Source organism: Actinomadura rugatobispora (assembly GCF_055379765.1).
Genome location: NZ_AP029191.1, coordinates 11232818 through 11256402, shown reverse-complemented (window position 1 = coordinate 11256402; position 23585 = coordinate 11232818). Strand labels below are relative to the sequence as shown.

21 protein-coding genes are annotated in these 23585 nt (G+C 74.0%); 14 read left to right on the top strand and 7 right to left on the bottom strand.

All coding sequences use genetic code 11. The features are described from left to right. Positions 1-14 precede the first annotated feature (14 nt). Both ACZ466_RS50455 and ACZ466_RS50450 read left to right on the top strand, forming a co-directional pair. On the top strand, positions 15-1547 hold the full coding sequence (locus ACZ466_RS50455; protein ID WP_464042172.1) for a lactate utilization protein B: 1533 nt from the start codon (positions 15-17) through the stop codon (positions 1545-1547). After that, positions 1544-2185 (top strand): LutC/YkgG family protein, encoded by a 642-nt coding sequence (locus ACZ466_RS50450; RefSeq protein ID WP_378281108.1) that lies wholly within the window; start codon positions 1544-1546, stop codon positions 2183-2185. The genes ACZ466_RS50455 and ACZ466_RS50450 overlap by 4 nt, the downstream gene beginning before the upstream one ends. Before the next feature lie 14 nt (positions 2186-2199). Here ACZ466_RS50450 and ACZ466_RS50445 read toward each other — a convergent pair whose 3' ends face one another. Continuing rightward, complete coding sequence (locus ACZ466_RS50445) at positions 2200-2817, bottom strand: TetR/AcrR family transcriptional regulator (protein ID WP_378281107.1); 618 nt, start codon at positions 2815-2817, stop codon at positions 2200-2202. Between the two features lie 165 nt (positions 2818-2982). Between ACZ466_RS50445 and ACZ466_RS50440 the strand changes: the two genes are divergently transcribed. After that, on the top strand, positions 2983-3399 hold the full coding sequence (locus ACZ466_RS50440; protein WP_378281106.1) for a plectin: 417 nt from the start codon (positions 2983-2985) through the stop codon (positions 3397-3399). Between the two features lie 210 nt (positions 3400-3609). Then, positions 3610-4227 carry a maleylpyruvate isomerase N-terminal domain-containing protein gene (locus ACZ466_RS50435; RefSeq protein WP_378281105.1) on the top strand — a complete coding sequence of 206 codons (618 nt, stop codon included), beginning with the start codon at positions 3610-3612 and terminating at the stop codon, positions 4225-4227. A gap of 96 nt (positions 4228-4323) precedes the next feature. Here ACZ466_RS50435 and ACZ466_RS50430 read toward each other — a convergent pair whose 3' ends face one another. The 3 genes from ACZ466_RS50430 to ACZ466_RS50420 form a co-directional block, all read right to left on the bottom strand. Further along, a complete protein-coding gene (locus tag ACZ466_RS50430) occupies positions 4324-5706 on the bottom strand; it encodes a nitrate/nitrite transporter (protein ID WP_378281104.1) in 1383 nt (460 codons plus the stop codon). A 178-nt stretch (positions 5707-5884) separates the two neighbouring features. Next, positions 5885-6127 (bottom strand): hypothetical protein, encoded by a 243-nt coding sequence (locus ACZ466_RS50425; protein WP_378281103.1) that lies wholly within the window; start codon positions 6125-6127, stop codon positions 5885-5887. A 51-nt stretch (positions 6128-6178) separates the two neighbouring features. Next, a complete protein-coding gene (locus ACZ466_RS50420) occupies positions 6179-6682 on the bottom strand; it encodes an NUDIX domain-containing protein (RefSeq protein WP_378281102.1) in 504 nt (167 codons plus the stop codon). Between the two features lie 314 nt (positions 6683-6996). On the opposite strand from ACZ466_RS50420, the gene ACZ466_RS50415 reads away from it, so the two are divergent. The 9 genes from ACZ466_RS50415 to ACZ466_RS50375 all read left to right on the top strand — a co-directional run bounded on the left by ACZ466_RS50415 (position 6997) and on the right by ACZ466_RS50375 (position 18751). Further along, positions 6997-9231: a molybdopterin oxidoreductase family protein gene (locus tag ACZ466_RS50415; protein WP_378281101.1), complete on the top strand. Its 2235-nt coding sequence runs from the start codon at positions 6997-6999 to the stop codon at positions 9229-9231. Further along, positions 9228-10739, top strand: coding sequence for an FAD-dependent oxidoreductase (locus tag ACZ466_RS50410; protein WP_378281100.1), 1512 nt, complete (start codon positions 9228-9230; stop codon positions 10737-10739). Before ACZ466_RS50415 ends, ACZ466_RS50410 begins: the two co-directional genes overlap by 4 nt. 222 nt (positions 10740-10961) lie before the next feature. Further along, positions 10962-13514: a nitrite reductase large subunit NirB gene (gene nirB / locus ACZ466_RS50405; RefSeq protein WP_378281099.1), complete on the top strand. Its 2553-nt coding sequence runs from the start codon at positions 10962-10964 to the stop codon at positions 13512-13514. Further along, positions 13511-13966 carry a nitrite reductase small subunit NirD gene (gene nirD, locus ACZ466_RS50400; protein ID WP_378281098.1) on the top strand — a complete coding sequence of 152 codons (456 nt, stop codon included), beginning with the start codon at positions 13511-13513 and terminating at the stop codon, positions 13964-13966. Before nirB ends, nirD begins: the two co-directional genes overlap by 4 nt. Then, the gene (locus ACZ466_RS50395; protein WP_378281097.1) at positions 13950-15140 is read left to right on the top strand and encodes a uroporphyrinogen-III synthase; all 1191 of its coding nucleotides are present in this window, start codon (positions 13950-13952) and stop codon (positions 15138-15140) included. Before nirD ends, ACZ466_RS50395 begins: the two co-directional genes overlap by 17 nt. 47 nt (positions 15141-15187) lie before the next feature. After that, positions 15188-15871: a sirohydrochlorin chelatase gene (locus tag ACZ466_RS50390; protein ID WP_464042166.1), complete on the top strand. Its 684-nt coding sequence runs from the start codon at positions 15188-15190 to the stop codon at positions 15869-15871. A gap of 123 nt (positions 15872-15994) precedes the next feature. Continuing rightward, complete coding sequence (locus ACZ466_RS50385; protein WP_378281095.1) at positions 15995-16777, top strand: VOC family protein; 783 nt, start codon at positions 15995-15997, stop codon at positions 16775-16777. Between the two features lie 67 nt (positions 16778-16844). Beyond that, the gene (locus ACZ466_RS50380) at positions 16845-17825 is read left to right on the top strand and encodes an ATP-binding cassette domain-containing protein (RefSeq protein WP_378281094.1); all 981 of its coding nucleotides are present in this window, start codon (positions 16845-16847) and stop codon (positions 17823-17825) included. A gap of 11 nt (positions 17826-17836) precedes the next feature. Next, entirely contained in the window at positions 17837-18751 is a 915-nt protein-coding gene (locus tag ACZ466_RS50375) for an ABC transporter permease (protein ID WP_378281093.1), read from the top strand. A 45-nt stretch (positions 18752-18796) separates the two neighbouring features. Here ACZ466_RS50375 and ACZ466_RS50370 read toward each other — a convergent pair whose 3' ends face one another. From ACZ466_RS50370 to ACZ466_RS50360, 3 genes are all read right to left on the bottom strand, one after another. After that, positions 18797-20158 (bottom strand): RNA polymerase sigma factor, encoded by a 1362-nt coding sequence (locus tag ACZ466_RS50370; RefSeq protein WP_378281092.1) that lies wholly within the window; start codon positions 20156-20158, stop codon positions 18797-18799. Positions 20159-20337: 179 nt separating this feature from the next. Further along, positions 20338-21336, bottom strand: a complete 999-nt coding sequence (locus tag ACZ466_RS50365) for a cation diffusion facilitator family transporter (RefSeq protein WP_378281091.1) — start codon at positions 21334-21336, stop codon at positions 20338-20340. Between the two features lie 76 nt (positions 21337-21412). Further along, a complete protein-coding gene (locus ACZ466_RS50360) occupies positions 21413-22573 on the bottom strand; it encodes an AMP-binding protein (RefSeq protein WP_378281090.1) in 1161 nt (386 codons plus the stop codon). Between the two features lie 107 nt (positions 22574-22680). On the opposite strand from ACZ466_RS50360, the gene ACZ466_RS50355 reads away from it, so the two are divergent. Beyond that, complete coding sequence (locus ACZ466_RS50355) at positions 22681-23580, top strand: 1,4-dihydroxy-2-naphthoyl-CoA synthase (RefSeq protein ID WP_378281089.1); 900 nt, start codon at positions 22681-22683, stop codon at positions 23578-23580. Positions 23581-23585: the final 5 nt, after the last annotated feature.

The window sequence follows — 23585 nt, the reverse complement described above, 5'->3', positions numbered from 1 at the left end:
CCTCCTCCTCAAGCATGGGTCCGGGCTCCGGCGCGGGTTCCGGCGGGGGCGCGGGCGGCGGTTCCGCGCGGCCCGCGGCGCCCAGGTTCGCCGACGCCGCCCGTACCGCGCTGGCCGATCCCGGGCTGCGCCGCAACCTGGCGGCCGCCGCCGCCGCGATGCGGGCGCGCCGCGCCGCAGCCACCGCGGCCACCGCCGACTGGGACGAGCTGCGCGAGGCCGGGCGCGCGATCAAGGACCAGACCCTGCTCAACCTCGACTCCTACCTGGAGGAGCTGGAGCGCTCGGTCACCGAGGCGGGCGGCGTGGTGCACTGGGCCGCCGACGCCGCCGAGGCCAGGCGGATCGTCACCCGGCTGGTCCGCGGCACCGGGGAGGGCGAGGTGCTCAAGGTCCGCTCGTCGGTGCTGGGGGAGATCCGGCTGGACGACGCGCTGGACCGCGCCGGGATCACCGTCCACGAGACCGGCCTGGGCGAGCTGATCGTGGGCCTGGACGAGGACGACGCCCCGTCCCATCCGCTGTTCCCGGCCCTGCACAGGAACCGGGCCCAGATCGGCGAGCTGTTCGCCCGCGGGCTGCCCGGCGCGCCCGCCGACCTGGGGGCCGATCCGGCGGCGCTGGCCGAGGCCGCGCGCGCCCGGCTGCGCGGGCGCATGCTGCCGGCGCGGGTCGCGGTCTCCGGCGCCAACTTCCTGGTCGCCGAGACCGGCACGGCGGTGCTGGTGGAGTCGGAGGGCAACGGCCGGATGTGCCTGACGCTGCCCGACACGCTGATCACGGTCGCGGGCATCGAGAAGGTCGTGCCGGCCTGGGCCGACCTGGAGGTCTTCCTGCAGCTGCTGCCGCGTTCGGCGACGGGGGAGCGGATGAACGCCGCGACCTCCACCTGGACGGGCGTCACCCCGGGCGACGGGCCGGGCGCCTTCCACCTGGTGCTGCTGGACAACGGCCGCACCTCCGTGCTGGCCGACGAGGCGGGCCGGGCCGCGCTGCGCTGCATCCGGTGCTCGGCGTGCCTGGACGTGTGCCCGGTGTACGAGCGGACCGGCGGGCACCCCTACGACGCGGTCGCGGGCGGCTCACCGGGGAGGGGGCAGGGTGCCGTCTACCCGGGGCCGATCGGGGCGGTGCTGACGCCGCACATGCGGGGCGTGGAGAGCGCGGCCAACGCCTCGCTGACCTACGCGTCCACGCTCTGCGGGGCCTGCTCCGACGTCTGCCCGGTCAAGATCGACATCCCGGATCTGCTGGTCCGGCTGCGCGGGCAGGTGATCGAGTCGCGCCGGCGGCGGCCGGTGCCGACCCCCGAGCTGGCCCTGATGCGCACGCTGGCCTGGACGATGGGCGACCGCCGCCGGTACGAGGCGGCGCTGCGCCGCGGCACCCGCTGGGCGCGGCTGCTGTCGCGCGGCGGCCGGATCCGCCGGCTGCCGGGGCTGCTCGGCAAGTGGACCGACGCGCGGGACGTGCCCGCGCCGCCCCGGCAGAGCTTCCGCGCCTGGTGGGCGTCCCGTCCCGGCGGCGCGGCGGGGGAGCGGCGATGAGCTCCCGCGACACGGTGCTGGGCCGGGTCCGCGACGCGCTGGGCGCGGCGCGCGGCACGCGGGTGCCGATCCCGCGCGGCTACCGGCGCCGGCTGACCGGCGCGGAGGCGCCCACCCGCGCCGACGTGCTCGCGCTGTTCACCGAGCGGGTCGCCGAGCAGCGCGCCTCGGTGCGGCACGTGAGCGCCGACGAGCTGCCCACCGCGATCGCCGCGGCGCTGTGGGGCCGGGAGGCCAAGCGCATCATCGCGCCCGCCGACCTGCCGTTCGGCTGGCTGGCCGGGCTGGAGGGCGTGCAGGCGCAGGCCGACTCGCCGGTGGTGGACCCGGGCACCCTGGACGGCCTGGACGGCGTGGTCACCGGCTGCGCGGTGGCGATCGCGCAGACCGGCACGATCGTGCTGGACGGCGGGCGGGCGCAGGGCCGCCGGGCGCTGACGCTCGTCCCGCCGTACCACCTGTGCGTGGTGCACGCCGACCAGATCGTCGGCACGGTGCCCGAGGCGGTCGCCCGGCTCGACCCGGCGCGGCCCCTGACCTGGATCAGCGGCCCCGCCACGACCGGCGAGATCGAGCTGGAGCGCACCGAGGGGCTGCACGGCCCGCGCGTCCTGGACGTCTTCGTCGTCGAGGACTGACCGCCGCCGGGCTTTCAGGGGTTGAGCCCGGCCAGGACGAGGTCGAGGCCGGCCAGGAACCGCGCGTCCCAGTCGACGGGGCCCTCGGGCACGGCGGCCGTGCCGGCGGGCTCGGGACCCTCCGGGCCGCCCGGTGTCGTGCCGCGCACCTCCATCGCGGCGTGCCCGATGACGTAGGACAGCAGCGTGTGGGCGGCGACGGCGGCCGTCCGCTCGGGGATGCCGCCCTGCCGGAGGATCTCCCTGAGCGAGGCGGTGGTGCCGGCGAGCGCGGCCGGGTTGCGGCGGGTGACCAGCAGCGGCAGTACCCCGGCGTGGGTGAGGAGGCGCTCGCGGTAGGCGCGGGCCCAGCCGCGCAGCGCCTCCCTCCAGCGGGTGGCGCCGCGCCCGGTGGCCGGCGCGTCGGCGGGGACGGCGGCCACGTGCGTGACCAGGGCGTCCAGGAGCTGTTCCTTGCCTCGGGGGAGGTGGTGGTAGATCGCCATCGCCTCGACCTCGAGCGCGTCGCCGAGCCGGCGCATGGTGAGACGGCCGAGCCCCTGGCCGTCGATGATCTGGAGCGCGGCCTCGATGATGCGCTCGGTGGACAGCGGGGCGCGGTGCTTGGCGTTGAGCGCCGGTTGCCGGACCATGCCGCAACCTTACTGCGTAAAGGACGCGAGTTGGGTGTCCCCCCGCGCAACACGCCGGGCCCGAGCGTACGCTGTCACCGACCGGATGGGAAGACACGCCGGGTGCGCCCGGCCGTCGCGAGCGGCCGGGGGAGCGCCGGCCGCAGGATCGTGAGGAGCACCGCTATGCCGCTGGGCCGCCGGATGAGCAAGGACGTCGCGGAACTTTTGGAGGCCGACCGGGTGCTCGCCGAGACCTACCGCGAGCGGCTGGCCGGGGCCACCGAGGCCGAGGCCGCGCTGCGCGCCGCCCAGGGCGCCGACTCCACCGACACCGGCGCGCGCGCCGAGGCGGTCGCGTTCGACCAGGCGCTGACGGCCGTGCTGCAGGCGGCCGAGGCCGCCGAGCGGGTGGCGGCGGGGCCGAAGGTGTACGCCGCCGAGGGGGCCGACGCCAAGACGCGCCGCGCCGCCGAGATCGCGCTCCGGCGCTCCAAGGCGAAGACGGCCGTCCGGCCCTGGACCGACGAGGTCGACCGCCTGCGCACCGCCCGCGAGGCGCACCGGCTGAGCTACCGTGACGTCCCCGCCGCGGCCGTCTGAGCGCGGCCCGGCGGCCCGGTGACGCGGTGACACGGCGTCACCGGGTGGCACCGGCCGCCGAACTCTGAGAATCTACCCACCCGGGGGGATCGGGGAGGCCCCGGGGAGGGTCACACGTACGGGATGGGCCGGGGGCCGGCCGCCATCGTCCGGACGTCGTCGCGATCGCGGGGGGAAACTGTGGAGCGCACGCCGCCTGACCGGCATCGCGTGCTCGAGTCCTACGAGGACGGGGTGCGGGCCGTCCGCGCGCTGGCGGCCCGGGTTCAGGACTGGGAGGCGCCCACCCCCTGCGCCGACTGGCTGGCGATCGACCTGGCCGGCCATCTGCGCTGCGTGGCGGAGAACTTCCTGGAGTACCTGCAGGACGCGCCCGACAGCAGGCTGGCCAAGCTGTTCGCCCGGGACGCCGTCGCGGCCGTGCTGATCCGCCAGCAGGCCCGGCAGAACGCCGCCGAGCTGGCGGTGCTGCCGCCGGAGCCGGGGCCCGAGCGGATCATGGCGTTCACCGTGTCGGCGGGCGCGTACGCCGACCTGATGCCCGACATGTGGGACCGCACCCACCTGATCTACCGGGGCACCAAGTACACGGTCGGCGACCACGCGGGGGCGGCGTGCGTGGAGTGGCACCTGCACGCCTGGGACCTGGCCCGCGCCATCGGGGCCGACTACCGCCCGGCCGACCCGGGCCTGCTGGTGTCGGCGTGGCACTGGGGCGTCCCGCACCTGCCGCTGGCCTCGGGCGACGCGTGGGAGTCGGTGCTGCGGGCCTCGGGCCGCTCGCCGAACTGGCCCGACGGGGCGTCCGAGCAGGAGGGGTCGTCCTAGCCGGCGGACCGGCCGGACTCTGAAAAGGCCGAGGGCGCCTTCCCTGGAGGCTGGGAAGACGCCCTCGGCGCGGGCCGGGCCGATACGGGTGGGGGATCAGACTCCGGCCAGCTTCCGCGGGTGCGTGCGCAGGTAGACCAGCCAGGTCAGCGCGAAGCACAGCGCGTAGAAGGCGATGAAGGCGATGTAGGCGCCGTCCCCGGTCTTGTAGGTCAGGAACGACTGCCGGAAGGCGATGTTGACCAGTACGCCGCCGAACGCGCCGATCGCGCCCGCGATGCCGATCAGCGCGCCGGCCAGCCGCCGCGCCTCGTGCTCGGCCGCCTCCGGGTCGCCGCCGTTGGCCACGCCGAGCTGCGCCTTGGCGCGGAAGATCGCGGGGATCATCTTGTAGGTCGACCCGTTGCCGACCCCGCTGAACACGAACAGCAGGATGAACCCGGTCAGGAACAGCGGGAGCGACGCCTGCGCGGAGGCCAGCAGCACCACCCCGGCCGCGGCGGCCATGGCCACGAAGTTCCAGAACGTCACCTTCGCCCCGCCGATCCTGTCGGCCAGCAGGCCGCCGACCGGGCGGATCAGGGAGCCGAGCAGCGGGCCGAGGAAGGTCAGGTAGGCGGCCTCGATCGGAGTGTCGAAGTCGGCCTTGAACTGCACCTGGAGCACCTGGCCGAAGGCGAAGCCGAACCCGATGAACGAGCCGAACGTGCCGATGTACAGCACCGACATGATCCAGGTGTGGGGGTCCCTGCACACGTCCCGCATCGCCCGCTTGTCGTTGCGGGCCTGGGACAGGTTGTCCATGTAGAGCGCGGAGCCGAGCGCGGCCAGCACGATGAACGGGATGTAGATCCCCGCGACCAGGCCGGGGCTGCCGTTGCCCACGGTGGCCAGCACCAGCAGGCCGACCAGCTGGACGACGGCGACGCCGAGGTTGCCGCCGCCGGCGTTGATGCCCAGCGCCCAGCCCTTGAGCCGCTGCGGGTAGAAGGCGTTGATGTTGGCCATCGAGGAGGCGAAGTTGCCGCCGCCGACGCCGGCGACGGCCGCCAGGAGCACCAGCGTGGTGTAGGAGACGCCGGGCTCGATGAGGAAGGCGGCCAGCGCCGAGGGCACCAGCAGCAGCGCCGCGCTGAAGATCGTCCAGTTGCGCCCGCCGAACCGGGCGACGGCGAAGGTGTAGGGGATCCGCAGTGTCGCGCCGACGAGCGCCGGGACGGCGGTCAGCGTGAACTTGCCCGCGGGGTCGATGCCGTAGGCGGGGCCCAGGAACAGGACCAGCACGGACCACAGCGTCCATACCGAGAACCCGATGTGCTCGGAGAAGATCGAGAAGATCAGGTTGCGCCGGGCCGTCCTCGCCCCGCCGCCCTGCCAGAAGTCGGGCTCCTCGGGCCGCCAGTCATCGATCCAGCGGCCCTTGAGGCGGGTCAGCGGATAGCCGCGGCCTCTGGGTTTGACGTCGGTGGTGACGGTCATCGGGGACTCCTCGTGGTCGATGTGCCGCCACCGAAGTTAGGAGCCCCGGATTTCGCAGGTGTGTGTCATGTAATGCGGCAGTGATAATTCCACTGCACCGCGTGCCCGCCCGCGCTGTGAGGTCGTGCGCGGCGGCCGGCCCTGGTTCTCGCCTGGTCAGGGCCTGGTCAGGGCACGCTCAGGCGCGGTCTGCCACCAGGTCGGCGGCCCGCGGCTGGGAGGCGCGGGCGCAGTGGGCGCAGCAGTACCAGTGCCCGTCGACGTCGACGCCGTGGCCCAGGATCCGGCACTGGCAGTGCTCGCAGATCGGCGCCATCCGGGTGATCGCGCATTCGAACGAGTCGAAGGTGTGCACGGCGCCCTGGGCGTGCACCTCGAAGCTCATCGCGTAGTCGTTGCCGCAGACCTCGCAGGCAGCCATGTGGACGGTCCTCCCCCTGGAACGTGGTCCTCTGCTGCCGCACCTACCCGTTCAGGGCGAGGCTACCCCGGCGGCGGCGCCGAACGAGGGCGTGCGGCCGTCCTCGAGGTAGACGGCGCGGCCCTCGGCCATCCCGCGCAGGCTGGGCGGCATCCGCCGGGCGATGTGCGGCGGCGCCAGCTCGGCCACCTTCTCGGGGGAGACCAGGACGTGGTCGGACAACTCGTCGGGCGGCAGCCGGATCGCGCCGATCTGCGCGGCGGTGATGGCCCCGGCGAAGACGAAGACGTTGACCGCGTCCACGCCGTCGCGGGGCGGCCCCCAGTCCACGCAGACCAGTCCGTCCAGGCGGGGGACCAGGCCGAGCTCCTCCTCGCATTCGCGCACGCAGGCGGCCAGCGGGGACTCGCCCGCCTCGATGACCCCGCCGGGCAGGAACCAGCCCTCCTTGTAGGTGGGCTTGACCAGCAGCACCCGCCCGAGATCGTCGAGGAGCAGGGCCGCGGCGGCGCCGCGGGTGCGCGGCAGCGAGGCGTAATAAGCAGCGTCGGGCATGAGTCGAGATTAGGCCGCGCGGGCCCGCCCGTCCGTGCGTTCGGCGGTGGTCGGGGCCGGTTCGCGCGCCGGTCCGGCGGGCCGCCGCCGATCCGTTCGGTTACCGGGCGGGGAGCGCCGAATGGGCATTGACAATGGTCGACAACGCTTGACACGTGATCGTCAACGTGCCGCGGCACGTGCTCCGGCCTGGCCGGGGACCGTTCCCGCGCACCGGTCTTGACCTTGGTGAACGGCGTCGCGTGAGCGGCTTTTAACACCCGGGTCACATAGGGGACCCAGACGCGAAACGGGGCCCGCACACTCTCGGGGCCATGACCGATACTCCGACGCACTGTCCCTACTGCGCGTTGCAGTGCGGCATGTCGCTGGTCGACGACGGAGCGGAGGCGCCCGCCGCCGGCGGTGCGGGCGGTGCCAACGGCGTCGGCGGTGCCAACGGCGTCCACGGCGGCGCGCGGTCGCTGCCGCCGCGCACGGTGCCGTTGCGCGTGGTGCCGCGCGAGGACGTGCCGGCCAACCGCGGCGGGCTGTGCCAGAAGGGCTGGACGTCCACCGAGATGCTGGCCGTCCCGGACCGGCTGACCTCCCCGCTGATGCGCGCCTCGCGGGACGCCCCGCTCGAGCCGGTCACGTGGGACCGGGCGCTGGACCGGATCGTGTCGGAGATCACACGGGTGCAGGGCGCGCACGGCCCGGACGCCGTCGCGGTGTTCGGCGGCGGCGGCCTGACCAACGAGAAGGCCTACCAGCTGGGGAAGTTCGCCCGGATCGCGCTGCGCACCTCGCAGATCGACTACAACGGCAGGTTCTGCATGTCGTCGGCCGCGGCGGCCTCGGGCCGCGCGTTCGGGATGGACCGCGGGCTGCCGGGGCCGATCACCGACCTGGGCCGGGCCGGGGCGATCCTGCTGGCCGGCGGGAACGTGGCCGAGACGATGCCGCCGTTCATGCGGCACCTCACCGACGCGCAGAAGGCGGGCGGGGCGCTGATCGTGGTCGATCCGCGCCGTACGGCCACGGCGCGGCAGGCCAACCTGCACCTGCAGCCGACGCCGGGCACCGACCTGGCGCTGGCCAACGGCCTGCTGCACCTGGCGATCGTGGAGGGGCTCCTGGACGAGGCGTACCTGGCGGCGCGCACCTCGGGATTCGAGGCCGTCCGCAGGGTGGTCAACGCCTACATGCCGGAGCGGGTCGAGCGGATCACCGGGGTGCCGGTGCCGTACATGCGCGAGGCCGTGCGGCTGCTGGCGCGGGGCGAGCGCTCCTACGTCCTGACCGCGCGCGGCACCGAGCAGCACGCGCGGGGCACCGACATGGTGACCGCGTTCATCAACCTGGCGCTGGCGCTGGGCCTGCCGGGCCGGGAGGGCTCGGGGTACGGCTGCCTGACCGGGCAGGGCAACGGCCAGGGCGGCCGGGAGCACGGGCAGAAGGCCGACCAGCTCCCCGGCTACCGCAAGATCGACGATCCGGAGGCCCGCGCGCACGTGGCGGCGGTGTGGGGGGTGGACCCCGCGGACCTGCCCGGTCCGGGGCGTTCGGCCTACGAGCTGCTGTCGGCGCTGGGCACCGACGGCGGGCCCAAGGCGATGCTGCTGTTCGGCTCCAATCCCGTGGTGTCGGCGCCGCGGGCGTCGCAGGTGGAGGAGCGGCTGGACGCGCTGGACTTCCTGGCCGTCGCCGACTTCGTGCCCTCCGAGACCGCGCGCCGCGCCGACGTGGTGCTGCCCACCGCCCAGTGGGCGGAGGAGGGCGGCACGATGACGAACCTGGAGGGCCGCGTCCTGCGGCGCAAGCGGGCGCAGCGGCCGCCGGAGGGGGTGCGGACCGATCTGGAGATCCTGGCCGTGCTCGCCGACCGGCTGCACGCCCCCGGCACCTGGAGCGAGGAGCCCGCGGAGGTGTTCGAGGAGCTGCGCGAGGCCAGCGCGGGCGGTCTCGCCGACTACTCGGGGATCACCTACGAGCGGATCGAGAAGGAGGGCGGCGTTTTCTGGCCGTGCCCTTCCGAGGAGCATCCGGGCACGCCGCGGCCGTTCCTCGACCGGTTCGCCACGCCCGACGGCCGCGCCCGGATGACCCCGGTCGAGCACGGCGGCGCCGCCGAGGACGTCGACGCCGACTACCCGGTGTACCTGACCACGGGCCGGGTGCTCGCCCAGTACCAGAGCGGCGCCCAGACCCGCCGGGTGCGGCCGCTGGCGGAGGCGGCGCCCGAGGCGTTCGTGGAGCTGCACCCCGATCTGGCCGGGCGGCTGGGCATCGCCGAGGGCGCGGACGTGCGGGTGGCCAGCCGCCGCGGCGCCGCCACCGTGCGGGCGCGGCTGAGCGACGCGATCCGTCACGACACCGTCTTCATCCCCTTCCACTGGGCGGGCGAGGGCAGGGCCAACCTGCTCACCAATCCGGCGCTGGACCCGATGTCGCGGATGCCGGAGTTCAAGGTCTGCGCCGTCCGCCTCGAGCCGCTGGGGTCCCCGGACGCCGGAGCGGCGGAGCCCCGGGCCGTCCCCACCCCGATCGACGAAGGAGCCGGTACGTGATCAGCGAAGCCGACGGGCCGGCGGCCCGGTCCCGCGGGATCGTGGTCGTGGGCAACGGGATGGCCGGGTCCAGGCTGGTGTCGGAGATCCGCGCGCGGGACCCGCGGGTGCCGCTGACGGTGTTCGGCGCCGAGCCGCGGCAGCCCTACAACCGGGTGCTGCTGTCCAACGTGCTGGCCGGCGTGACCGGTCCGGACCAGATCGGCCTGGTCGATCCGGCCTGGTACGAGGCGAGCGGCGTGGACGCGCGGCTGGGCGTGGAGGTGGTCGGCATCGACCGCCGGGCCAGGGTCGTGCACGGCTCGGACGGCAGCGCGGTGCCGTACGGGACGCTGGTGATGGCGACCGGGAGCAGCTCGCTGGTGCCGCCGATCCCGGGCACCGAGGACGGGCTGCCCGGCGGCGCGGTGACGTTCCGGACCCTGGACGACTGCAGCGCGATCATCGACGCGGCGGCGGGAGCGCGGCGGGCCGTGGTGATCGGCGGCGGGCTGCTGGGCATCGAGGCCGCGCGCGGGCTGGTGGGCCGCGGCCTGGAGGTGACGGTGGTGCACCTGGCCGGGCACCTGATGGAGCGCCAGCTCGATCCCGGGGCCGGGAAGGTGCTGGCCCGCACGCTGAGCAGGCTGGGGATCCGGGCCCGCGTCGAGGTCAACGTGACCGCGCTGCGCGTGGTGCGGGAGGCGTCCGGGCCGCGCGTGACGGGGGTGGAGCTGGCCGCGCCGGGCGGCGGCGGGGACGGGCCCGAGGCCCTGGACGCCGATCTGGTCGTGCTGGCGTGCGGAGTGCGGCCCGAGGTTGGGATGGCGCGTGCGGCCGGGCTGGAGGTCGACCGGGGGATCGTGGTGGACGAGATGCTGCGGTCGGTGTCGGATCCGTCGGTGCGCGCGATCGGCGAGTGCTCGCAGTACGGCGGCACGGTCTACGGGCTGGTGGCGCCGGCGTGGGAGCAGGCGACGGTGCTGGCCGACCTGCTGACCGGCGCTGACGCGCGGGCCCGTTTCACCGGGGCCCGGCAGATCACCCGGCTGAAGGCGGCCAGCGTGGACCTGGTGGCGATGGGGGAGACCCACCACGGCGACGACGATCCCGGCGTGGAGGTGATCCAGTTCGCCGACGCCAGCCGCGGGACGTACAAGAAGGTGACGATCCGCGAGGACCGGGTGATCGGGGCGATCCTGCTGGGGGAGACGAGCACGGCGGGGACTCTGACCCAGCTGTACGACCGGGCGGCGCCGCTGCCGGCCGATCGGCTCAGCCTGTTCTTCCCGGGGATCGGCGGTGCGCAGCCCGCCGATTCGCCGGTGCGGATGCCGGACGCGGCGACGGTCTGCCAGTGCAACAACGTCACCAAGGGACAGATCCGGGCGTGCTGGGAGAAAGGCGCACGAACGGCGGACGAGGTGGCGGCGCGGACCCGGGCGAGCACCGGCTGCGGCGGCTGCCGGGACGCCCTGGAGGGCATCGTGGCCTGGCTGGGGGAGCAGGACTCCGTTCCCGCCGGGTGAGCCCGCGGGGCGCGGGGAATCGGGACGAGGGCCCGTCGCGGGCCCGGTCGAGAAGTTCGGCCGGGCATCGCGGCGGGTTTTCGCCTATTCGGAAAGATGCGCGGAAATTTTGCCGTGTTGATTGCGGGATGACCACGATTCGATTTCGAGGTGAGCGTCTTTTAACACGCCGGTGACAAAGGGGACGCAACCGCGAAACGGCTCCTGCTGAGGATCGGGCCCATGAACGACGGAGGGGACGAACCCATGGAGCTGGTCGTGGTCGGCCACGGGCCGACCGGGCACCGGCTCGTCGAGGCGCTGCGCGAGCGCGACACGGCCCGTTCCTGGCGCGTCACGGTGATCGGGGAGGAGACCCGCCCGGCCTACGACCGGGTGGCGCTGACCTCCTACCTGACCGAGGACGCGGATCTGGCCTGCGCGCCGCACGACGCCGGCGTGGAGCTGCTGACCGGCGACCCGGTGGTGGCGATCGACCGCGCGGCCCGCACGGTCCGGACCGCGTCGGGGCGCGAGGCGCCCTACGACGCGCTGGTGCTGGCGACGGGTTCGGCGCCGTTCGTGCCGCCGGTCCCGGGCCACGACCTCCCCGGCGTGTTCGTCTACCGCACCATCGACGACCTGGACGCGCTCCGCGACCACTGCGCGAACCTTACAACGTCAAGCCCCGGGACCGGCGGCGTCGTGGTCGGCGGCGGGCTCCTCGGGCTCGAGGCCGCCAGGGCGATGCAGGGCCTGGGCGTGGACACCCACGTCGTCGAGGTCGCGCCGTGGCTGATGCCGCGCCAGCTCGACGAGGGCGGCGGCGCCATGCTGCGCCGCCACATCGAGGCCCTGGACATGAAGGTGCACGCCGGGACCCCGATGGAGGGCCTGGAGGCCGGCGACGACGGCTCCGTGGCGCGGGTCGCGCTGTCCGGCGGCACCGCGATCGAGGCCGGCGTGGTGGTCTTCTCGGCCGGGATCCGCCCCCGCGACGCGCTGGCCCGCGAGTGCGGCCTGCCGGTGGGCGAGCGGGGCGGCATCGTGGTGGACGGCTCGTGCCGCACCGAGGACCCGGCGATCTACGCGATCGGGGAGTGCGCCCTGGTCGACGGCCAGGTGTACGGCCTGGTCGCGCCCTGCTTCAGCATGGCCGAGGTGGTCGCCGACCGGCTGCTGGCGCTGGCGTCCGGGGGCGAGAGCCCGGCCCGCTTCGACGGCGCCGACCTGTCCACCAAGCTCAAGCTGATGGGCGTCGACGTGGCCAGCTTCGGCGACCCGTTCGCCGGGCCCGACCAGGGCGCCCTGGACGTCACCTACACCGACCCGGTCGCCGGCGTCTACAAGAAGCTGATCGTCAGCGACGACGCGCGGACGCTGCTGGGCGGGGTGCTGGTCGGCGACGCCGAGTCGTACCCGACGCTGCGCGCCTACATCGGCGCCGAGCTGCCGGGCTCGCCCGAGCAGGCGCTGTTCGGCGGCACCGAGGCGGCCGGCGGCGACCTGCCCGGCGCCACCGTGATCTGCAGCTGCAACAACGTCAGCGCCGAGACGATCCGCTGCGCGATCCGCGACGAGGGCCTGACCGACGTCCCCGGCATCAAGGCGTGCACCAGGGCGGGCAGCACCTGCGGCAGCTGCGTGCCGCTGGCCAAGAAGATCCTGGACGCGGAGCTGACCGCCGCCGGGATCGAGGTCAGCCGGGCGCTGTGCGAGCACTTCGAGTACAGCCGCGCCGAGCTGTTCGACATCGTGCGGGTGCGCGGCATCGGCACCTTCACCGACCTGATCGAGCAGCACGGCCGGGGCCGCGGCTGTGACATCTGCAAGCCGGTGGTGGCCTCGATCCTGGCCAGCCTGGGCAACGGGCACATCCTGGAGGGCGAGCAGGCGGCGCTGCAGGACACCAACGACCACTTCCTGGCCAACATGCAGAAGAACGGCACCTACTCGGTGGTGCCGCGGGTGCCGGGCGGCGAGATCACCCCCGAGAAGCTGATCGTGATCGGCGAGGTGGCCAGGGAGTTCGACCTCTACCTCAAGATCACCGGGGCGCAGCGGCTGGACCTGTTCGGCGCCCGCGTCGAGCAGCTCCCGCTGATCTGGAAGCGGCTGGTGGACGCCGGGTTCGAGTCCGGGCACGCCTACGGCAAGGCGCTGCGCACGGTGAAGTCGTGCGTGGGGTCGACCTGGTGCCGCTACGGCGTCCAGGACTCGGTCGGCATGGCCATCAAGCTGGAGCTGCGCTACCGGGGGCTGCGCGCCCCGCACAAGCTGAAGTCGGCGGTGTCGGGGTGCGCCCGCGAGTGCGCCGAGGCGCAGGGCAAGGACTTCGGGATCATCGCGACGGAGAAGGGCTGGAACCTCTACGTCGCCGGGAACGGCGGGATGCGCCCGCGGCACGCCGACCTGTTCGCCACCGACCTGGACGACGAGACCCTGGTCCGCTACATCGACCGGTTCCTGATGTTCTACATCCGCACGGCCGACCGGCTGCAGCGCACCGCCACCTGGCTGGAGGGCCTGGAGGGCGGCCTGGACTACCTCCGCGAGGTCGTCGTCGAGGACCGGCTGGGCATCTGCGCGGAGCTGGACGCCGCGATGGACCGGCACGTGGGCTCCTACTCCGACGAGTGGCGCGACACCCTCAACGACCCCGCGAAGCTCAGCCGCTTCGTCTCCTTCGTCAACGCACCCGACACACCCGATCCGAGCATCGTCTTCGAACCCGAGCGCGACCAGATCAAGCCGGTCCTGGTGACCGGTCCACGGCTGGAGGTGGCCGCACCATGACCACGACGCCCGAACTCGCTCCCGTCCTCGCCCTCGCCGGGCTCCCACCCGCCGAGCGGGCCGGCTGGCACGACATCTGCTCCTACTCCGACCTGACCGCCGAACGCGGCGCCTGCGCGATGGTCGAGGGCGTCCAGGTGGCGGTGTTCCGGACCTTCGACGGCGACCTGTACGCCCTGTCCAACCTCGATCCGTTCAGCGGCGCCTACGTGATCTCGCGCGGGATCCTGGGCACCCGCGGCGGCGCTCCCACCGTCGCCTCGCCCATGTTCAAGCAGGTCTTCGACCTGCGCACCGGATCCTGCCTGGACGATCCGCAGGTGGCGCTCCCCACCTTCGCGATCCGCCGCGTGCCCGCCGGGGACCGCGTGGAGGTGGCGCTGCAGGCGCCGCGGCAGGCGGTTTCGGAGGTGCCCGTGGAGGTGACCGGCCCCGATGAACACCGAGAGTGAGCCCCTCGCCGGATTCGCCGTCGGGGTGACCGCAGCCCGGCGGCACGAGGAACTGGCCACGCTGCTGGAGCGGCGCGGCGCCCGGGTCGTCCACGCTCCCGCGATCCGTCTCATCCCGCTGTCCGACGACGCCGAGCTGCTGCACGCCACGCACGAGTGCATCGAACGTCCCCTGGACCACGTGGTGGTCACCACCGGCATCGGCTTCCGGGCCTGGCTGGAGACCGCCGACGGGTGGGGCCTGCGCGACGGCCTGATCGAGCGGCTGGGGCAGGTGGACATCCTGGCGCGCGGCCCCAAGGCGCGCGGCGCGATCCGGCAGGCCGGGCTTCAGGAGCGCTGGTCGCCGGACTCGGAGAGCTGCGCGGAGGTGCTCAACCACCTGCTGGAGAAGGATGTCAGGGGCGCCCGGATCGCGGTGCAGCTGTACGGCGAGCAGCTCCCGGAGTTCACCGACGCGCTGCGCGAGGCGGGCGCCGAGGTGATCGAGATCCCGGTGTACCGGTGGTCGCGGACCGACGACTCGACGCCGCTGCGCCGGCTGGTCGGGCAGGCGGTGGCGGGGACGGTCGACGCGATCGCGTTCACCTCCTCGCCGGCGGTGGCCGCGACGCTGGCGGTGGCGGCGGAGGACGGGCTGGAGGAGCCGCTGCTGGAGGCGCTGCGCACCCACGTGGTGGCCGCGTGCGTGGGCCCGGTGACCGCGCAGCCGCTGGCCGAGCGGGGCGTGCCGACCGTGCAGCCGGAACGGGCGCGGATCGGGGCGCTGGTGCGGGCGCTGGTGTCGGACCTGCCGCGCCGCCGGTCGCGGCTGCTGCAGGTGCGCGGGGTGTCGCTGGAGCTGCGCGGGCACGCGGTCGTCCTGGACGGCCAGCTGCGGCCGATCGCGCCGGCGCCGATGGCGATCTTGCGGGCGCTGGCGCGGCGTCCCGGGCACGTGGTGTCGCGCGCCGAGCTGTGCGGGGTGCTGCCGAGCCGGCTGATCGTGGGCGGGACGCCCTGGTCGCGGGAGGGCCGTCCGCAGGCCGACGAGCACGCGGTGGAGATGGCCGTGGCGCGGCTGCGCCGCGGGCTGGGGCGGTCGGGGATCGTGGAGACCGTGGTCAAGCGCGGCTACCGGCTGGCGTGCGACCCGAGGCTGGTGGAGCCGATCAGAGCGGAGACCAGTGGCTGAGCGTTCGAGGTGGGGGGGCGGGGGAGGGCGTTCCGACGCTGCTGGCGGTGGCGCACGGCACCCGTGATCCGGGCGGGCCCGCGGTGGTGCGGGCGCTGCTGGAGCGGGTGCGGGCGGCGCGGCCGTGGCTGCCGGTCGCCGAGGCGTACGCCGAGCTGGCCGAGCCGTCGCTGGAGGCGGCGGCGCGGCGGATCGAGGGGCCGGTGGTGGCGGTCCCGCTGATGCTGGCGCGCGGCTACCACGCGCTGATCGACATTCCGGGGCGGGTGGAGCGGCTGTGCCCCGAGGTGGTGATGGCCGGTCCGCTGGGGCCGCACCCGCTCCTGGCGGCCGCGACGGCCGACCGGCTGCTGCGGGGCGTGCGCCCGCGCCCGTCGGACGCGGTGGTGCTGGGCGCGGCGGGGTCGTCGGACCCGGGGGGCGTCGAGGACGTGCGCGCGGCGGCGCGGCTGCTGTCGCGGCGGCTGCGGCGGCCGGTGCCCTACGGGTTCGTGGCCGCCGGCGGCCCGGCGCTGGCCGACGTCGTCGCCGAGCAGCGGGCGCGCGGAGCCGACCGGGTGCTGGTGGCCGCGCATCTGCTGGCGCCGGGGTTCTTCCACGGCCGGATGGCGGCGGCCGGCGCCGACCACCTCAGCGCCCCGATGGGCGCCCACGACGCGCTGGCCCGGCTGGTGCTGCGCCGCTTCGACGAGGCCCGCCTCCACGCGGCGGCGGCCGTCCCGGTGGCCTGAGCGCCGCCGCGCCGTCCTTGGGGCTGCGCTGCCTGGCCGCGGCCGGAGTCTTTACCGGGGCCGCCCTAGGCTGCAAATGAGCCGCCGCGGGCGGGGGAGCCGAGGTGAGGACGGAGTCGGCCCATGCCGGACAGAACCTCCTACGAGCCGGGGACGCCCTGCTGGGTGGACCTGGGCACGCCCGGCATCGAGTCCTCCAAGGCGTTCTACGGCGGGCTGTTCGGCTGGCACGCCCGGCCGTCCGACGACCCGGCGGCCGGCGGCTACACGATCATGACGCTGGGCGGGGAGGACCCGCGCCCGGTGGCCGCGCTGATGCCGCAGACGGTCGAGGGCCAGCCGGTCGCGTGGTGCACCTACGTGAGCGTCACCGACCTGGACGCGACCGTGGACGCGGTGCGCGGGGCGGGCGGCCAGGTGCTGATGGAGCCGATGGACGTCCTGGACCAGGGCCGGATGGCGATCTTCGCCGACGCCGTGGGCGCCGTGGTGGGCGCCTGGCAGCCGCTGGAGTTCCAGGGCGCGGGCGTGGTGAACGAGCCGGGCGCCTACTGCTGGAGCGAGCTGGCGTGCCGCGACACCGAGACGGCCGAGGAGTTCTACCGGGCGGTGTTCGGCTGGGAGGCCGAGACCAGCCCGTTCGGCACCACGATCTACACCGAGTGGAGCAACCCCGGCGGCGCGGAGACCGCCGGGATGCTCCTCATGGACGACCAGTGGCCGCGGGAGATCCCGCCGCACTGGATGGTGTACTTCGCCGTCGCCGACTGCGACGCGGCGGCGGCGCTGGCCGGCGAGCTGGGCGGGGCGGTCCCGGTGCCGCCCGCCGACCTGCCGATCGGCCGGTTCGCGGTGCTCAGCGACCCGCAGGGCGGCCACTTCTCGGTCATCCGCCTCAACGCCTGACGGCGATTCCGCGCGGGGCTCGGGCGCCGGGCTACGTTGGTGGTAGGTGGTTCAGCGAGGGAGGCCCATGCCCAGCGGGGAACCGGCCGTGGCCGTCGAGGGGTTGGTGAAGAGCTTCGGGGACGTCGAGGCGGTCCGGGGCATCGAGTTCGAGGTCGAGCCCGGGGAGGTGTTCGGGTTCCTCGGCCCCAACGGCGCGGGCAAGTCCACCACGATCAACATGCTCTGCACGCTGCTGCGGCCCACCGCCGGGGCGGCCCGGGTCGCCGGGCACGACGTGGTGGCCGAGCGCGACGACGTGCGCCGCAACATCGGCCTGGTCTTCCAGGACCCCACCCTGGACGGCTACCTCAGCGGCGAGCAGAACCTGCGCTTCCACGCCGAGCTGTACGGCGTGCCGCGGTCGCTGACCGGGCCGCGCATCCGCCAGGTGCTGGAGATGGTGGGGCTGTGGGAGCGGCGCCGCGACCTGGTGCGGCTCTACTCCGGCGGCATGAAGCGGCGGCTGGAGATCGCCCGGGGGCTGCTGCACTCGCCGCGGGTGCTGTTCCTGGACGAGCCCACCGTCGGCCTGGACCCGCAGACCCGCACCTCGATCTGGGAGTACATCCGGGAGCTGCGCCGCGCCGAGCAGATCACGATCTTCCTCACCACCCACTACATGGACGAGGCGGAGAACTGCGACCGCATCGCGATCATGGATCGCGGGCAGATCGTGGCGCTGGACACGCCCGAGGCGCTCAAGGCGGGGGTGGGCAAGGACCGCGTGCAGATCCGCACGGCCGACGACTCCGCCGCGATCGCCGCGCTGGCCGGGCGGTTCGGGCTGGAGGCGCGGCTCGCCGAGGGCCTGGTGACCTTCGCGGTCGCCTCGGGCGAGGCGTTCGTGCCCCGGCTGTTCGCGGAGCTGGGGGTGCCGATCCGCTCGGTGAACGTGTCCCGGCCGTCGCTGGACGATGTGTTCATGTCGTTCACCGGCACCACGATCCGGGACGCCGAGGGATCGTCCAAGGACTGGATGCGCCTGGCGATGCGCCAGCGCGGATGACGGGGGCGGCGATGGCCGAGATGGACACGCGGGAGCCCGCCCGCTCCGGCGGAGACCTGACCGCGGACGGCGCCGTGGCGCGGGTGGCCGTTCCGCCGCGCAGCGTCCGGCACGACCTGCGCGCGGTGAAGGTGGTCCTGCACCGGGAGCTGATCCGGTTCTGGCGGGACCGGATGCGGATGATCTCCAACCTGGTCCAGCCGGTGCTGTGGCTGCTGGTCATGGGCACCGGCCTGAGCACCCTGATGGCCCGCGGCTCCGGCCCGGCCGGTCACGTCGACCTGAAGACCTTCATCTTTCCGGGCGTGTGCGCGATGTCGGTGATGTTCACCGCGATGTTCTCGGCCGGGTCGATCGTGTGGGACCGGGAGTTCGGCTTCCTGCGCGAGATGCTGGTCGCGCCGGTCAGCCGTTCCGCGCTGGTGGTCGGCAAGTGCTTCGGCGGGGCCCTGGTGGCGACGCTGCAGGGCACGGTGATCCTGGCGCTGGCCGGCCTCGCGGGCATCCCCTACGACCCGCTGCTGCTCGCCCAGCTGCTGGGAATGATGTTCCTGAGCGCCTTCGCGCTCACCGGGTTCGGGGTGATGCTGGCGGCGCGGATCCAGAGCATGCAGGCGTTCTTCGGCGTCATGCAGATGGCCATGATGCCGATGATGTTCCTGTCGGGCGCCCTGTATCCGCTGAGCGGCCTGCCGGTGTGGCTGAGCGTCCTGACCCGCCTCAACCCGCTGACCTACGCCGTCGACCCCCTCCGCCAGGCCGTCTTCGCCCACCTGCAGGTCTCCCCGGCCCTGGAACGCACCTTCAATCCCGGCGTCACCTGGAACGGCTGGCAGGTCCCGGTGGCCCTGGAACTCCTCCTGGTCCTCACCATGGGCCTGGCCCTCATGGCCGTGGCCGTATGGGAGTTCCGCCGAACCGAATGACCCGGAGGGACGGGCAGGGGGTGTGGGGGGTCGCCCCCCCACAGGTCACACCGCGAAGTCCAGGAGGGGGCGGGCGTTGCTGGGGTGGCGGAGCTTGGAGAGGGACTCCTTCTCCAGCTGGCGGATGCGTTCGCGGGTCAGGCCCAGCGCCTTGCCGATCTCGTCGAGGGTGCGGGGCGTGCCGTCGTACAGGCCGAACCGCATCGCCATGATCTTGGCCTCGCGCGGGGACAGGATGTCGAGGGTGCGGCGCAGCTGGTCGGCCATCAGCTGGCGGTCGACCAGCTCGGAGGCCTCGGGGCTGTCGGTGTCCTCGATCAGGTCGCCGATCCGGGTCTCGCCGTCCTCGCCGATGGTGGAGTCGAGGCTGATCGGCTGCCGGCTGGTGCGCAGCAGCTCGCGGACCTGCTCAGGGCTCTTGTCCAGCTCGGTGGCCAGCTCCTCGGGGGTGGGCTCGCGGCCCAGCCGCTGGTGCATGTCCCGTTCCACGCGGCTGAGCTTGCTCAGCATCTCCAGCACGTGGACGGGGAGCCGGATGGTGCGGGCCGAGTCGGCGAAGCCGCGCTGGATGGCCTGGCGGATCCACCACATGGCGTAGGTGGAGAACTTGTAGCCCTTGGAGTAGTCGAACTTCTCGACCGCGCGGATCAGGCCGAGGTTGCCCTCCTGGACGACGTCCAGCAGCGACAGGCCGCGGTCGGAGTACTTCTTGGCGACCGAGACCACCAGGCGGAGGTTGGCCTCCAGCATGTGGGCCTTGGCGCGGCGGCCGTCGGCGGCGACCCACTCCAGGTCGGCGCGCAGCTCGGGGGCCGGCTGCTCGTTCTCCAGCTTGTACTCGGCGTAGAGCCCGACCTCGATGCGCTTGGCCAGGTCGACCTCCTGCTCGGCGGTGAGCAGCTGGCGGCGGCCGATGGCCTTGAGGTAGGTGTGGACGGAGTCGCCCATGGTGGTGGACTGGTCGTCCAGGTCGGCGGCGGGCTCTTCGGCCTCGACCTCGGTGACCTCGAACGAGCCGTCCTCGGCGGTGGTCCCGGCCGTGGCCGCGTCACCGGACGTGGGCGCGGCGGGCTTGGCGGCTACCTTCGCGGCGGCCTTGGCGGCGCGCCGGGGCCTGCGGGCCGGTGCTGGGGCGTCCTTGCCCTGGTCCGCCGTCGCCGCGGGCTGGGCGGCCGCCTTGCGGGCCGGCTCGTCCTCGCTGGCCAGCCGGATGCCCGCCTCGGAGAGCTCGCGCAGGATGGAACGGCCCTGCGACGGGCTGATCCCGGCGGCCTCGAAGGCCAGGCGCACCTCGGCGAGCGAGAGGCGCCCTTGGGCGCGGCCACGGTCGAGGAGGGCGTCGAGCGCGGGGCTCGTACCCTCGGTCGGCGGGGTCTCGGCGCTGGTCGGCATGGCGGTTCGCGGCATGGGGACACCCCCTCCCTTCGGTGGTGTGGTGCGGCGCGGAGATTGTGTGCGGTGGTTTCGCGCGCATTATTCGGAACGCCGGGCGGCGGGGTCCTTGTTCCCAACGGGCGGTATCAAGCGTCCCACAGCTCTCCTTCAAGTCGGTCATAGGCCCTCAGGGCACGGTATTTCCGGATAGTTCACGAAGATTCCGTCGGAGGCGGGGCGATTCGGCCGTACCGCTCGATCACCCGGGCGCGCAGCTCGGGATCGTCGCGGGGGACCGGTTCCAGGAAGACCTCGTCGATCTCCGCGTGCGCCGCCCGCAGCTCCCGCGCCATCCGCACGCACGCGCGCTCGACCTCCCCGGCGGTCAGCGTGTCGCGGAAGTCCAGCCGGGCGCACACCAGCACCGTGTCGGCGCCGAAGGTCACCGTCACGATGTCGGCCACCCACTCGATCTCCTCCGCCTCGCCCAGCCGCCGCCGGATGTCGCGGACCATCCGCGGATCGGCCTGCCGGCCCACCAGCAGGTTGAGGTTGATCCGCCCCAGCACCAGGGCCACCGCCGTCAGCAGCACGCCGATCAGGATGGAGCCGACCCCGTCCCACACCGCCGCCCCGGTCAGCTGGTGCAGCCCCAGCCCGGCGAAGGCCAGCAGCAGCCCGACGAGGGCGGCCGAGTCCTCCAGGAGCACGCTGATCGAGGTGGGCTCGTCGGTGCGGCGGATGAAGTCGGGCACGGACAGGTCCTCCGCCCGGGCGTCGGCCCGGACCTGCCGCAGCGCCCGCCGCCAGGAGATCCCCTCCAGCACGAAGGAGACCGCCAGCACGAGGTAGCCGGCCAGCGGGTCGGCCTCGCCGGCGTGGTGGCCCAGCAGCGTCTCCACGCCCTGGTAGAACGCGAACAGCGCGCCCATGCCGAAGATCGCGACGGCGACCAGGAGCGTCCAGATGTAGCGCTCCTTGCCGTGCCCCAGCGGGTGCCGCCGGTCGGCCGGGCGGCCGCTGCGGCGCAGCCCCACCCACAGCAGCACCTCGTTGAAGGTGTCGGCGACCGAGTGCGCGGCCTCGGCGGCCAGCGACGCCGAGCCGGTCAGCACGGCCGCGATGATCTTGGCGATGGCGATCCCGAAATTGGCGGCCAGCGCCACCAGGACCGTCAGCGCGCTCTCCTGCTCCTGCTGCCGTCGAGCCATGGATGCCCCCGGAGAACCAGACTGCCACGTGCGGGAGGTCCGCCGGTGCGGGCCCCGCCGTGACCGGGCACGAAGATCAGCCGCGGGCGCGGCGCAGGCGTTCCCGGTCCGGCTTGCCGGAGGGCAGCAGCGGGATCGCCGCCACCACCTCCAACTCGTGCGGCGCCGCGTGGGCGGGCAGCGTCTCGCGGACCCAGGCGCGCAGCTCGGCCAGGCCGGGCGCGGCCGGGGAGCCGGGCACCAGGACGGCGGTGACCCGCTCGCCCCACTCGGCGTCGGGCCGGCCGACCACCACCACGTCCCGCACGCCCGGATGGCGCGAGATCACGGCCGCGACCTCGCCCGCCACGACCTTCTCGCCACCGGTGTTGATCACATCGTCGACCCGCCCGCGGACCCGCAGCCGCCCCTCGCCGTCGAAGGCGCCCAGGTCCTGTGTGACGAACCACTCGTCCTCGCGCGCCGCCGCGGTCAGGTCGGGGCGCAGCCGGTAGCCGGAGAACAGCACCGGCCCGGCCAGGCGGATCCGGCCGTCCTCGCCGACGGCCGCGCGCACGCCGTCCAGCGGCACGCCGTCGTAGGCGCACCCCCCGCAGGTCTCGCTCATGCCGTAGGTGGTGAACACCCGGGCGCCGCGCCGCCGCGCCTCCTCCAGCAGATCCGGCGGGGCGGCCGCGCCGCCCAGCAGGATCGAGCGGAACTTGCCCAGATCCGCCCCCGCGTCCAGGAGCCGCCGCAGCTGGGTCGGGACGCACGACAGGTGCGCGGCGTCGGCGGTGGCCACCGCCGTGGGGTCGAAGCGGGGCTGGATCACCGGCTCGGTGCCGCCCACCAGCGCCCGCACCAGCACCTGGATCCCGGAGATGTGGCTGGTGGGCAGGCAGCACAGCCACCGCTCGCCGGGCTCGGCGCCCACCCGGGCCAGCGTCGCGGCGGCGGAGTGGCGCAGCGCCGCCGCCGGCAGCTCTACGATCTTGGGTGTGCCGGTCGAGCCGGAGGTGGCGACCAGCACGGCCGTGCCCTCGGTCACCGGGACGCCCCCGGCACGGGGGCGCACACCCCCGGTGGTCTCCACGGCCCCGGGCGCCAGCGCCTCCAGCAGGCGCTCCAGCGCGGGGCCCGGCAGGCCGGGCGCGATCGGGCACAGGGCGGGGCCGGTTCCCTCCAGGGCCGCGGCCAGCGCCTCGAACTGGCGCGGGCCCGGTGGCAGAACGCTCGCATGCGGGGACTGTGACATGACAGGGGCCAGCGTAGACGACCCCACTGAACGCGTTCGAAACCGGGAGGCGGTTGAATGTCCCCGGCGGCCCCAACGGATCCCCGACGGAGAGGAACCCCCACGACATGGTCTCGGAGCTGTTCGACCCCGGAGCCTGGAAGGAAGTCGAGGGCTTCGACTTCACCGACGTCACCTACCACAGGGCCGTCGACCAGGGCACGGTGCGCATCGCCTTCGACCGTCCCGAAATCCGCAACGCCTTCCGCCCCCACACCGTCGACGAGCTCTACCGCGCCCTGGACCACGCGCGGATGTCGAGCGACATCGGCTGCGTCCTGCTGACCGGCAACGGGCCCTCGCCCAGGGACGGCGGCTGGGCCTTCTGCTCGGGCGGCGACCAGCGGATCCGCGGCAAGGACGGCTACAAGTACGCCGAGGGGGAGACCTCCGAGACCATCGACCCGGCCAGGGCGGGGCGGCTGCACATCCTGGAGGTGCAGCGCCTCATCCGGTTCATGGGCAAGGTCGTGATCTGCGTGGTGCCCGGCTGGGCCGCCGGCGGCGGGCACAGCCTGCACGTCACCTGCGACCTGACGCTGGCCAGCCGCGAGCACGCCCGGTTCAAGCAGACCGACGCCGACGTGGCCAGCTTCGACGGCGGGTTCGGCTCGGCCTACCTGGCCCGCCAGGTCGGCCAGAAGTTCGCCCGCGAGATCTTCTTCCTCGGCGACACCTACGACGCCGAGGCCGCGCACCGCATGGGGATGGTCAACGCCGTCGTCCCGCACGCCGAGCTGGAGCGCACCGCGCTGGAGTGGGCCCGCAAGGTCAACGGCAAGAGCCCCACCGCGCAGCGGATGCTCAAGTACGCCTTCAACGCGATCGACGACGGCCTGGTCGGGCAGCAGATCTTCGCGGGGGAGACGACCCGTCTGGCCTACGGCACCGACGAGGCCGCCGAGGGGCGGGATTCGTTCCTTGAGAAGCGTGACCCTGATTGGTCGCGTTTCCCCTGGTATTACTAACCGGG